9 protein-coding genes are annotated in these 11,820 nt (G+C 63.5%); 3 read left to right on the top strand and 6 right to left on the bottom strand.

All coding sequences use genetic code 11. From position 1 onward, the window contains the following. Positions 1 to 156 precede the first annotated feature (156 nt). The 4 genes from ACFR99_RS09990 to ACFR99_RS09975 are packed head-to-tail and all read right to left on the bottom strand — an operon-like array spanning position 157 to position 5,610. Positions 157 to 2,130: a hypothetical protein gene (locus ACFR99_RS09990; protein ID WP_390286855.1), complete on the bottom strand. Its 1,974-nt coding sequence runs from the start codon at positions 2,128 to 2,130 to the stop codon at positions 157 to 159. Beyond that, complete coding sequence (locus ACFR99_RS09985; protein ID WP_390286853.1) at positions 2,120 to 3,082, bottom strand: glycosyltransferase; 963 nt, start codon at positions 3,080 to 3,082, stop codon at positions 2,120 to 2,122. Before ACFR99_RS09985 ends, ACFR99_RS09990 begins: the two co-directional genes overlap by 11 nt. Beyond that, entirely contained in the window at positions 3,079 to 4,152 is a 1,074-nt protein-coding gene (locus ACFR99_RS09980) for a DUF354 domain-containing protein (RefSeq protein ID WP_390286851.1), read from the bottom strand. Before ACFR99_RS09980 ends, ACFR99_RS09985 begins: the two co-directional genes overlap by 4 nt. A 57-nt stretch (positions 4,153 to 4,209) precedes the next feature. Further along, a complete protein-coding gene (locus tag ACFR99_RS09975) occupies positions 4,210 to 5,610 on the bottom strand; it encodes a nucleotide sugar dehydrogenase (RefSeq protein WP_390286849.1) in 1,401 nt (466 codons plus the stop codon). Positions 5,611 to 5,968: 358 nt separating this feature from the next. Between ACFR99_RS09975 and ACFR99_RS09970 the strand changes: the two genes are divergently transcribed. The 3 genes from ACFR99_RS09970 (at position 5,969) to glmS (ending at position 8,994) form a co-directional block, all read left to right on the top strand. Further along, complete coding sequence (locus ACFR99_RS09970; protein ID WP_417398435.1) at positions 5,969 to 6,601, top strand: helix-turn-helix transcriptional regulator; 633 nt, start codon at positions 5,969 to 5,971, stop codon at positions 6,599 to 6,601. Positions 6,602 to 7,045: 444 nt separating this feature from the next. Continuing rightward, positions 7,046 to 7,186 carry a hypothetical protein gene (locus ACFR99_RS09965; RefSeq protein ID WP_390286845.1) on the top strand — a complete coding sequence of 47 codons (141 nt, stop codon included), beginning with the start codon at positions 7,046 to 7,048 and terminating at the stop codon, positions 7,184 to 7,186. Beyond that, positions 7,186 to 8,994, top strand: a complete 1,809-nt coding sequence (glmS, locus tag ACFR99_RS09960; RefSeq protein ID WP_390286843.1) for a glutamine--fructose-6-phosphate transaminase (isomerizing) — start codon at positions 7,186 to 7,188, stop codon at positions 8,992 to 8,994. Before ACFR99_RS09965 ends, glmS begins: the two co-directional genes overlap by 1 nt. Positions 8,995 to 9,770: 776 nt before the next feature. On the opposite strand, the gene ACFR99_RS09955 is transcribed toward glmS, so the two are convergent. Together ACFR99_RS09955 and ACFR99_RS09950 are read right to left on the bottom strand one after the other, a co-directional pair. Next, positions 9,771 to 10,703, bottom strand: a complete 933-nt coding sequence (locus ACFR99_RS09955; RefSeq protein ID WP_390286841.1) for a carboxypeptidase regulatory-like domain-containing protein — start codon at positions 10,701 to 10,703, stop codon at positions 9,771 to 9,773. Positions 10,704 to 11,266: 563 nt separating this feature from the next. Continuing rightward, positions 11,267 to 11,662, bottom strand: a complete 396-nt coding sequence (locus tag ACFR99_RS09950; RefSeq protein WP_390286839.1) for a helix-turn-helix transcriptional regulator — start codon at positions 11,660 to 11,662, stop codon at positions 11,267 to 11,269. Between the last annotated feature and the right edge of the window lie 158 nt (positions 11,663 to 11,820).

Genomic DNA, 11,820 nt, shown 5'->3' with positions numbered 1-11,820 from the left:
CGTAGATTTCGCCTTCCGATTGGGTCGCCCATATAGAGAGACGGATGAGAAGGTCACTCGCCGGCTCTGTCGATCGTAGTCGAGCGCGGCCCGCAACGCTGTCCGTTGGGTCAGGTTACAAGGGTTCGAAAAAGCGATTGGACGCACCGTCGACGATCAGCGACCTGCCGGCGAGGGAGTACACATCGTCACGTCTCCGTTCGTGTAGACCGTCGCCTGGTCCGGGCGACAGAGCTGTGTCGGAGAGAGGTCTTCGGTCCGCGCAGTTCCGTTCGGGTCCGTCACGTACGTCGCGTCGGTCGATTGGGCTGATCGATAGACCGTATAGTCGTGGTCCGCGACGCCGCCTTCCGGCACCGTCGCGGTCGTCGTTGACGGATACGCGCCGGTCCGACTGAACAGCGTCTGATAGGGGTGATCGGTGTGGAGTTGCTGGTCGGACCGGATCTCCTGGCCGTCGGGCGACCCGGTAAGTTCGGCGATCGACTCGGCCGCGGCGAGTTCCGTCTCGTCGTACGCGAGGCGCTCGTGGTGGTCGTCAAAGACCGGATTCTCGACGTTGCTCTCGACGGCGAGGACCATCGCGCCCGGATACACGAGCGTCCCCACCAGCAACACGACGACGACGATCGACGGCGTCAGGTTCCCTCGAAGCGTCCGCAGCCCGATCGCACCGAGGATCGCCATCGGCGCGTAGAGGAACGCAAACCAGCGCGTCGGGATGAACGTCCGGATGCCGAACATCGGGAACCCGAGGATGAACACCAGCATGAACGCCGCTGCCAGCAGAAGCGTGAACACCGACTGTTCGGCACGTCGCCGGTGGACGACGTACAGACAGCCGGCGAACGTGGCACCGAGCAACAGCAGGAAGCCGAGATTGTCCACGTAGGGAACGACCTGTTCGATCAGTGTCGGTACGGCTTCGGCCCCCGCTTCGGCCGTCTCGGGTTCACCTGCGGTGTTGAGGAAGCCAGCACTGTCCTCGAGCGTCTGCGCGAAGTAGCTCAGGACCGTCCCCAGGAACGAGTCCTGATTGTACGGCGTCAGCGACCAGACGAAGATCGTCAGCCCGAGGTTGAAGACGACGAGTCCGACGAGGTTGACCGGCTTCTTCGTCCGGAAGACGCTCGCGTCGAGTCGCGTGAGTCCGAACGGGCCGATCACGAACACGAGCTGTGCGAGAAATGCTGCGAGCAACAACACGAGCATGATGAACGTCGACACCTGGTGTGTGAGGATGACGGCGACGCTCAACAGGAGCAACAGTAGGAAGTCCCGGATCGTGTACTCGATCCGCATCACGCGGATCAGCGCGTACAGCATCGCGAGAAAGAAGACCAGCCCCAGGCTTGTGGGGATGATATGTATTCCCCACCGCGCGACGTGGTTGCCGAACGCGTAGAGCGCCGTCGCCAGCACTGCCCACCGCGTCGTGACGAGTAGGTTCGTCGTCGCGTAGACGAGCAGGACCGACAGGGGCATCACGAGGCCGACGGAGAGGTACAACGCGGCGCGGATCGGGACGTCGTACAGCAACGACGAGGCGGCCACCAGCAGGTGGTAGAACGGCGAACCGTAGTGTTTGTTATCTGAGATCGCGCTCAGCGACTGCTCTGTGAGAATCGCGTCGACGAGCTCGCGGTGGGTCCAGATGTCGATCCCGATGTAGCCCGGCGTCGTATAGAGCGCAGCGAACCGGAAGACGAACGCGAAGCAGACGATCTGGAGCAACAGCAAACCGGGATGGAGGTCGCGATCGCTCGCGAAGACGATCTGGCCGATAACGAGCGTGCCGACCACACCCGCCAGCCCGAAGAAGGGAAGCGTTCGTTCCCCCTGGACGACCGCTAACACGACGAGGCCCGACAACCCGGCGAAAACGACGCTCGGAAGCGCCATCGACACCGTCGACGGAAGGGTCGGGACTGCCCGCGCGTCGTCCCGCTGATACAGGGAAACGATATACAGGACGCACGCGGTGCCGAGGATGACCGGAACGGTATTGATGTAGATCTGCGACGTGAGAAATCGCAGCGGGAACATCGCCAGCGCGAGCACGAGCCCGCCGATCGCCGCGACGGTATCAAGTCGCAGCGGCCGCAGCTCCGACAGTGAGCTATACTTCATGACTGACCCCCGTCGGATAACTCATTCCGTCATCTCGGTCGAGCACTCGGCGATACAGTCCGTAGAGACGCTCTCCAAGCGAGTCGACGGAGAGTCCGTCGATCGACTCGCGCCCGTCGGAACGGCCGCCGTCTTCGATGGCTCGCTCGAGTCCGCCGAGAAGCGCCCCGTCGTTGTCGCTGACGGTGCAGTTCGTCAGGCCACGAATCGTCTCGCGGACGAAGCCGACGTCGGTCGAGACGACTGGCAGATTGCATGCGGCGGCTTCTTTGACGACCATCGGGCCGCTCTCGCGCTTCGAGGTGACCAGAAGGACGTCGCTCGCGTTCATATAGTAGGGCATCTCCTCGTGATCGACGCCGGAGACCGTCCGCAGTTCGAGGTCGACCTCGGTCTGCTCGACGAGCCGGCGGGCCCGCGGATAGTCCTTCACCGAACGGGTCCGGTCGTACGGAAAGAGCGCGATCGGCCGGTCGGTTTCCCAGCCGAGGTACTCGCGCGCGTCCGCCCGCGGCAACGGCCGAAACAGGTCGGTGTCGACGCCGAACGGAATCAGTTCGTGGTCGGTCTCGAGGTCGCGTGACATGACCCGGCTCGGCACGATCGCGGCGTCCGCCCGGCGGGCACCGTACCGACTGCACGATCGCAGCCACGTCCGGTCGCTCATGAGGTCCGTTCCCCACAGCGTCAGTACCACCGGGCGAGTCGGCTGGGCGAGCGCGAACGGGGCGACGAGCCCGTAGTTCGCGTGTACCAGATCGTACGACGACGATCGGACCGCCGAGAGCACGGTCGCGTAGTATCGCGCGTAGTCCGTCGGCGTCCGACCCGAATCGCCGCTGTGTTCGCCGGGCACCTCGAGCACCGTACAGTCGACGCCGCGCTCTTCGAGCGCCGAGACTTGCTGTTCGAAAAACGGCCGTGACGACGTGACCAGTTGGAGTACCTTCATGGATGATCCGGATTCGCCGCAGGAGTCGCTCGATCCGGCGTGTGCGCCCGTGCGAGCGTCTCGATCTGTCGAACGACGAGTTCCGTCACGTCGATCCGATCCGCCAGCAGGCGCTCCCGACGTCGTGCCCACGTTTCGTCGGGTTCCTCGGCGATCGAGACGGCTTGCTCGAGTCCTCGGGCGTGTCTCGCCTCGCCGGAATATTCGAAGAGGAGACCGTACTCCGCATCGAGTTCCGTCGTGTAGCCGAGCGAGAGCGGGTTCACGTAGACCGCCGGTGTACCGAGCACGGCGGCTTCCGCCGCCGTCGTCGCGCCTTCGCTCAACACGACGTCGGCGTATGCGAGCAGGTCGTGCATCCGGTCCGGCGAGGTCTCGAACTGGTACGACGCGAGCTCGGCCGGCGGCTCTCCTTCGGCCGTCAGCAGGACCTGTAGACCTGCATCTTCGAGCCGATCGACGACCGTTCGGGGATCGTCGAACCCGCCGTGACCGACGTCGTGGGAGGCGTCCCAGCTGCTGAGCCGAACGACGGTGAACGACGCATCGGAGTCCAGCCCGACCTCCTCGAGAACGGTCGGATCGGGTTCGAACCGATCTGGGTGGAGATAGGCGAGCTCGTGATACCCCGGATACGTCACCTGTTTCGCGCCGATCTCGTCGCGATAGCACGCCGGCGTACAGATGACGTCCGCGAACGGATAGCCGAGTTTCGTGATGAGGGTCGCGTGTTCGGTGTCGTAGAAGACGAGGCTCTTCGCACTCGTTACCGACGCGACGTGGGCGGCGGCCACGCCACCGATCGCCGTGATCACGTCCGGCTCGATCCGCCGTGCTCGCCGGAGGAGTCGCAGTTCGTAGGTCGCCTGCACCGCTGCCAGCGAGACCAGCGAGTCCGACTCGCCGGCGAGCACCTCGTGATCGATATCGTACGCCTCGAGGAGCCGAACGGCGACGTCGCTCTCGCGAGCGAAGACGTGGACCTCGTGCCCGCGCGCTTCCAGTTCGGCGATCGGGTGCCGGAAGAAGTGGACGTGTCCGGGATGCTGGATCGTGATCATCACTCGCATCGTCGATCCACCTCCGTGGAACGGTCGTTCGAGCGGTGTCGCTGGTCTCGCATCCCCTCACAACCTCCGGTAGACGAATCCCGCATCGACGGCCGCGTCCTCGTCGATCGAGCCGGTCACGTCGACCAGCGCGGGGTCGTCGGCGAGTTGGCTCGCGACCGCCTCGAGATCCAGCTGTTCGAACTCCGCGTGGGGCGTCGCGAGCAAGACCGCGTCGAACCCCTCGAACGAGAGTCGATCCTGGACGTCGATCCCGAACGAGTCGCGGGCAGCGTCGTCGTCGGCGAACGGGTCGAAGCCCTCGATTTCGATGTCGTACTCCGAGAGCGCGTCGATGACGTTGCCGATCTTCGAGCTGCGAATGTCCCCGACGCCCGGTTTGTACGCCAGACCCAACACCAGCACGCGGCTCTCGCGGAGCGTCTTGTGACACTGGTTGAGGGCCTTGATCGTCAGCTCGGCGACGTGGTCGGGCACTGACTCGTTGACCTGCCGGCCCGTCTGCATGAGTTCTGGCTCGAAGCCTTCCTGAGCCGATCGGTACGCGAAGAAGTACGGATCGACCGGGATGCAGTGGCCGCCGACCAGTCCCGGTCGGTAGTCGTGGAAGTTCCACTTCGTGCCCGCGGCCTCGAGGACGGCCTGCCCGTCGACGTCCATCGACTCGAGCGCCATCGAGAGCTCGTTGACGAACGCGATGTTGAGGTCGCGCTGGGCGTTCTCGACGACCTTGCAGGCCTCGGCGACCTCGATCGATGGTGCGCGGTGGACGCCCGCATCGACGACCGACTCGTACAGCGTCGCCACGTCCTCGAGGACCGTCTCGTTCTGTGCGCTGACGACTTTGGTCACGTCCGCGAGCCCGTGTTCCTCGTCGCCCGGCGTGGCGCGTTCCGGCGAGTAGCCGACGAAGAAGTCCTCGCCTGCCGTCAGTCCGGACGCGTCCTCGAGCGCCGGCACGAGAACATCGCGCGTCGTACCTGGGTAGACCGTCGACTCGAGGATGACCGTCGTCCCGGGATCCATCTTCGATCCGACGGTGGTCGCCGCGCTCTCGACGTAGCCGAGGTCCGGTCGTTCGTCGTCGTCGATCGGCGTCGGGACGGCGATGACGACGTAGTCGGCCTCGCCGATCGCGGCCGCGTCGGTCGTGTAGGAGATGTCGCCCTCCTGAATTACGCCGTCGGAGAGGTCACCGGTCGTATCGATACCCTCCTGCAGTCGGTCGACCGTCACGTCGTCGACGTCGTATCCGATCACGCGGTAGTCCGACTGCGCGAACCCGACTGCGAGCGGCAGTCCAACGTAGCCCAGTCCGACGACGCAGATCGTTGCTTCACGCGTGAGTTGCTCCGTCGCCTGCTCGAGGCTGGTCTCCTCACCGCTCGGTTCGGCCTCGTACTGGCCGCTCGCTCGCTCGTCCGATTGCTTCTCCGTATCGCTGATTATCGTGGTCATGGGTGGTGCGTTATGGATGAACCGTCACACGACCGAGTGCGACGGTGACTGTCCGGAACTGTCGGGCCCGCAATCGGCGGGCCGTGCTACAGAATCGGCAAGACGGTGTCGGGGGATTACTATACCGCGAATAAACGGGTGCAAGAGTATCGCATGGCGAAACCGAGCGGCGAATGGCGCTGCCGGCAGCATTGACCCGGTCGACGGCTGAACGCCAGGATGAGCGCTTAAACCGTTGTTAAACGCTCCTATACGGATTCATAATGAAGGTCCAGGGAGTCGCACCTCCAGTGCGGTCGGCACGGTCACGTCCACCGTGACTCGGTCATGCACCGACCGCAGCAGAACCGCGTCAATCATGGTGTCACATTCCCCGATCGGAGTCAGAGCCCAGCTCGCATCGATTCATAGCACCATCTCGATCGATACGGGTCTGACTTCGACCCACCAGGGCGTCCATGCGATTCCCCTGCCGGTTCGTGTCGCCATCGGCGGTCGATCCGGCGAACCGTTACAACTGCTTCGCACGGCGTCGTTCGGGGATGTGGTCCTGGTCGCGGTTCTCTTCGTGCTCATCAGTGTACTCATCGGGATTCGCACGGCGGCCGTGTTGTCGGAACGCGACCTCGAGATTTCGTCGCTCCCGCTCGTCGCGAATGCGGCAGGCGATACAGCGGAATCAGCTCACGCACGCACTGATAGTCCTCGGGCGTACGAAACGTATCTGTCGCCCGAGACGCCACCGAGACTCCTGAGTGACGAAGGGAAAGTCGTCCGGCTGCTTGTCGCGAATCACGGTCGCATTCGCCAACACCGGATCGCAGACGAGACCGGCTGGTCGAAGTCGAAAGTGAGCCGGATCTGCTCACAGATGCATGCCGACGGCACGATCGAAAAGCGATCGGTGGGTCGGGAGAACGTCATCGTCTTCGCCGACCGACCGAACGACGACGAGACGCAGTCGGACGACGTCGAAAACCCGCTTCCGTAAGCACCCGCTCCGTCGACAGCAACATTGCACCACCCGGAACACGGTCGGAGTCACCGAGCCATTGGGCGACGATGGCGACCGGTTTCGCCGATCGCGTTTCGACTTTCAGTGACAAAACAGCGTTTACTCCCTTCGTAAACCGATCAGCGACGCGTCTATCGGACGTTTTGTACTCCGTCGTCGAACACCGGTCTGGCGTTTTACCGGATCGAACCGCTCGCTCAGACGGTCTCGATGTGCTCACGCGACCACTCTGTGCTGGTGTGGCGGGGAGCGAACGAACCGTGACACTGCGAGTGTGAAAACGAACGCGTCTTACACAGTCGATAGCTCACGTCGCGTTCGTCGTACCGTCTTATTCGTGGTATAGTAATGGCCGCTGTTGTCCGTGGTCAGAGTGAAGCCCGATCCGACAGCAACGCGCGGACGGGTTCGACGATACCAATGACACGGAACAGGACTGCATTCACGGCAGCGATCTCGAGCCGACTCGATACGTCCGTCACGACCGTCGATTGCCCCGCCGCACACGACACAGCCGATGCGACGTGGTCGCCGGCGACTCGGCTGGAGGTGATCGGCTGATGTGTGGTATTATCGCACGGATCGGTCACGGAAACGCGGCGGAGACGCTCCTCTCGGGACTCGAGAACCTCGAGTACCGGGGCTACGACTCGGCAGGCATCGCTGTCCAGAACGGCTCCGGCGTCAAGGTACACAAGTGCTCGGGTGAAGTATCCGACCTCAAATCGGCGTTGAATACGCAGCCACACGGAAACATGGGGATCGGCCACACCCGCTGGAGTACCCACGGGCCACCGACCGACGAGAACGCCCATCCGCATACGGACACGGCGGGCGACGTCGCGGTGGTTCACAACGGCGTGATCGACAATTACGACGAGCTCCGAGCGGATCTCCAGGGGAAAGGCCACGAGTTCGACAGCGACACCGACACGGAGGTCATCCCACACCTCATCGACGAGTACCGGGAGGCGACCGGCGACACCGAACGAGCGGTCCGCCGGGCTGTCGAGACGCTCGAGGGAAGCTACGCGATCGCTGCGATCGTCGACGGCGAAGAGGCAGTCTACGCTGCACGGAAGGGGTCACCGCTCGTCCTCGGACTCGACGAGGAGGAGTGGTTCCTCGCCAGCGACGTCCCGGCGTTCCTCGATCACACCGACGAGGTGATCTACCTCGAAGACGGCGATCTGGTCGTCCTCGAGCCCGATTCCTACCGGATCACTGACCTCGCCGGCAATCCGGTCGAGCGGTCGGTCGACACCGTCGACTGGGACCCGGAGGATGCGGGGAAAGGCGAGTACGATCACTACATGCTCAAGGAGATCAACAATCAGCCGACCTCCCTCGCTAACACGATCGAAGGCCGGGTCGAGGACGGCGATGTCGCGTTCGAGGATCTTTCGCCAGGGACGTTCGACGGAATCGAGTCCGTTCAGTTCGTCGCCTGCGGGACGTCGTATCACGCGGCGATGTACGGCAGCCAGCTGGTCCGCGAGGCCGGACTCAGGACCGAAGTGCTTCGAGCCAGCGAGTACGAGGCCACGACCGGGCCGGTCGACGAAACCACGCTCACCGTTGCGGTTACGCAGAGCGGCGAAACCGCCGACACCCTCGATGCGGTCCGAACCGCGGCAGACCGCGGCGCGCGGACGCTCGCCGTCACCAACGTCGTCGGTTCGACGGCCGCGCGCGAAGCCGACGACGCGGTCTACATCCGCGCTGGCCCGGAAGTCGGCGTCGCCGCAACGAAGACCTACTCCTCGCAGGCGGTCACGCTCGCGCTCCTCTCCCAGCGCCTCGCCGGGGACGTTCCGGACGCGACCCCCGCCGCCGATCGAGCGGCGATGCTCGAGGCGCTCACGGACCTGCCACAGCACGTCGAAGCCGTCCTCGAGTCGACCCGGGCCGAGACGCTCGCTCAGGACACCCTCGACAGCGAGTCGTTCTTCTTCATCGGCAGCGGGCTCGGCCACTCCGTCGCACTCGAGGGCGCGCTGAAGTTCAAGGAGATCACCTACGAGCACGCGGAAGGGTTCGCGGCCGGCGAGCTCAAACACGGGCCGCTCGCCCTCGTGACCGAGGAGACGCCGCTGTTCGCGGTCTACACGAGCAACGGCGACGAGAAGACGAAGACGAACGCGATCGAGGCCCAGTCCCGCGGGGCGCCGATCGTCGCCGTCGGACCCGACGATAACCCCCTCGTCGACGTCGCCGACGCACACCTGTCGGTCCCCGAGACCCATCCCGTCTGGGCGGGCCTGCTCGCGAACGTCCAGTTGCAGCTGCTGTCCTATCACGCCGCGAAGCAACTCGGGCGGCCGATCGACAAACCGCGCAATCTCGCGAAGAGCGTGACCGTCGAATGATCGCCCAGTCTCACAGCTAACGTTTTTTCGCGGTCAGTTCGACGCCGCCGGCTCACGTCTCGAACCTGCGCTTAGCGCACCATCACACGGCCAGTAGAGACTGCGGTGTGCCTCGAGCTATAGTCACAGCGATTCGCATCGCTCGAGTGACACGGCGGGATCGACGCGATGGTCTGACTGCTCTCGAGCCACGTTCGGTCCGTTCCGTCTCTCATCCCTCGCTGGATAGTCCACCCCTCATCCCGACCAGCACCTGGCGATACAATCCAGGGCTCCTTGGCAAGTCGTCAAAACGGCAGTCGATCGGCTCACAGCCGTCGGATCGGCCGCGACTCCGATGCTCTGGCTCGCCCGAGGCCGGCGAAGCGTACGCCATCGATGTCGCTGACGGCGTCGTTCGTCAGGCTGTGGATCGTCTCGCAGACGAAGCCGACAGCGATCGAGACGAGCGGCGGGTTACAGCGGTCGCTTCACTGAGTCAAGAACCACTGTCTGACTCTCGATCTCCGCCACTGATCCAGACGAGATCGACGACAGTCCGGATGTGTCGAGACCGATCGTACAACAGTCCGCTCACGACACGGCCGCTCCAGCGCACTCGAGTAATCGATCAGACTGTCTCGAACACGGGATGCGCTGCAGTCTTCCGCCTCGAGAAACGGGTATCGGACGAGTTCGAGACTGGGCTCGACGCCCGATTACTGGCCACGTGCAAAACGAGCCCCTTCTCTCAGGAGGAACGATCGCCGACACACCGCGACCGGCAGCGGCCGCAGTTAGTTGTCCTTCGGCTCGAGCGTCAGCGTGATCTCTTTGTCGTCGCCATCGATCGTGACAGTGTCGTTCTCGGATGTGTATCCGTCCACATCATCCGCGACGACCGTGTACTCGCCGTCCTCGAGATCGAACGTCGCCTCGCCGTCGTCGTCGACTTCCTTCTCCTCGCTCGAGCCGAGGAGGGCGGTGTCCTCCGTGACCTCGACGGTCGCGTTCTCGATCGCGGTGCCGTTCTCGTCTTCGACAGTCACTGCTAGTGAGCCGCCACTGTCGTCGTTGCTATCGTCGGTCGATTCCTGCGACTCGAGCGTCAGTGTGATCTCTTCGTCGTCGCCGTCGATCGCGACAGTGTCGTTCTCGGATGTGTATCCGTCCACATCATCCGCGACGACCGTGTACTCGCCGTCCTCGAGCTCGAATTCGGTCTCACCGTCGTCGTCGACTGAATTCGAGACGGTCGACCCGGACTCGGACTCGACGGTGACGGTGGCGTTGTCGATCGCATCGCCGTTCTGCGATTCCACGACCGCCGTCAATACGTTCGAGTCGTCGGTACTGTTCTCGTCGTTTCCGTTCGTGTCGTCGGTCCCGTCCGTCTGAGAACCCGAGTCATCGGTTCCGTCCGTCTGGGAATCCGTGTTGTCGGCATCGTTCGTCTCTCCCGTTTCGTCGTCCGTTCCGCCGGAGCCGTCGGTGTCGGTCTCACCGCCGGCGTCTGCGGAGTCGCTGTCGGTCGCGTCGTCGTCGGTCGGCTGTCGGGCGTCGTCTATCCTGTCGCTGACCGAGCCGACGGCGCTGCTGACGGAGGCTCCGCTCACGGCGAGTACCATGCCGGCCAGCAGGAATGCGATGCCACAGACGGTAAGCAGGATCTGGACGCTGCGCTGAATCGATCGAGTCTCCGTTCGGTGGTGTTGGGCACTGCGGCGCATTATCGATAGGTTTTGAATTGAGATCCAGTGTCGGTGCGTTACACACCCACCGGCTCGCCGACTGTCGATGCCGATCGGAGGCGGTCAGCGGGCGACAAGCCGGTCGTCTCCATACTCCGGGAATCGATCACTGCTGTCGGAACTGGGACACTGCCCGGTCGAGACCAATCTGGAAGTCCGCTCGAGGGGCGGTGCTGGCTCTGCCGTTCGTCATACATTAGTCTGCGAGATTTCATTAGACAACGATTCCACTGTTGGGGGGATCACTATACAGATCATAAAGCCGTTTCAGTCGCGCAATCGAGAGTCGTCACGCACTGACGGACGCGAAATTTCGACTCTACTGTTGCTCCGTCGCGCTAACCCGAGCGCACTGCCAGGACCCGTCTCGTCGGACGCCGCGACGGCACGCTATCCAAGATACAGTATCAGGAAACACCGCCGGACACCAGTCAGGGTTGACCGGGCACCGTCGGAACGAACCTGAAGGTACACCGCGACGTGGTGGCGCTGGGGGAGCGAAGTGCCGGTGGTCAGGTGACGGTAGCGGAGAGACAGCGGGCCTACTCGTTGAGATGCGATCGATACCCTTTGGGCTCGAAGCCGCGACGACAGATCACGCGCTTGCGACCGACGGTAATGGCGCTGATCTGATCGTCGGTTTCCATGCGATCGATGACGTCCTCGAGGTGATCCTGTGACCAGCCGGTTTCGTCGAGAATGGTCGATTGGTCGACGCGGCCGCCGCGTTTGACGAGCAGCCTGAGAACCTTGTCTTCGTCCGGGAGGTCGCGTTCGTCGACGCCGTACTCGATTTCTTCGGCATAACTCAGCGTTTCGTCGTCGGGCGCTGAACTCGAGTCTGCGTCCGCTGTCGTCTCGGACGAGTCCGATTCGGAGTCGTCGGTCGAACTGTGCCAGAGAGACGAGAGACGGGCCCGGAGTGTATCGAATACCATCTATTGATCACCGTTCATGGGGACTATCACAACTTGTACGCCCACCTACCTTGATTTTATGTTTTGTGAATGGCATGGGTAGTGTCCGTCGGGAAGGTCGTAGCTATCGTGACGGGACGGGTATCAAATAGCGGCCGCCTTGCGACCCGCAAGTCAGT

It is taken from the genome of Haloarchaeobius amylolyticus (genome assembly GCF_042678045.1).
Taxonomy (GTDB): domain Archaea; phylum Halobacteriota; class Halobacteria; order Halobacteriales; family Natrialbaceae; genus Natrinema; species Natrinema amylolyticus_A.
This window is presented reverse-complemented; position numbering and strand designations above follow the sequence as displayed.

Coding starts and splice junctions, on each gene's coding strand:
- ACFR99_RS09955 (WP_390286841.1), bottom strand. CDS start 10,703: ATGCGCCGCAGTGCCCAACACCACCGAACGGAGACTCGATCGATTCAG.
- ACFR99_RS09975 (WP_390286849.1), bottom strand. CDS start 5,610: ATGACCACGATAATCAGCGATACGGAGAAGCAATCGGACGAGCGAGCG.
- ACFR99_RS09985 (WP_390286853.1), bottom strand. CDS start 3,082: ATGAAGGTACTCCAACTGGTCACGTCGTCACGGCCGTTTTTCGAACAG.
- ACFR99_RS09950 (WP_390286839.1), bottom strand. CDS start 11,662: ATGGTATTCGATACACTCCGGGCCCGTCTCTCGTCTCTCTGGCACAGT.
- ACFR99_RS09970 (WP_417398435.1), top strand. CDS start 5,969: ATGGTGTCACATTCCCCGATCGGAGTCAGAGCCCAGCTCGCATCGATT.
- ACFR99_RS09980 (WP_390286851.1), bottom strand. CDS start 4,152: ATGCGAGTGATGATCACGATCCAGCATCCCGGACACGTCCACTTCTTC.
- ACFR99_RS09965 (WP_390286845.1), top strand. CDS start 7,046: ATGACACGGAACAGGACTGCATTCACGGCAGCGATCTCGAGCCGACTC.
- ACFR99_RS09990 (WP_390286855.1), bottom strand. CDS start 2,130: ATGAAGTATAGCTCACTGTCGGAGCTGCGGCCGCTGCGACTTGATACC.
- glmS (WP_390286843.1), top strand. CDS start 7,186: ATGTGTGGTATTATCGCACGGATCGGTCACGGAAACGCGGCGGAGACG.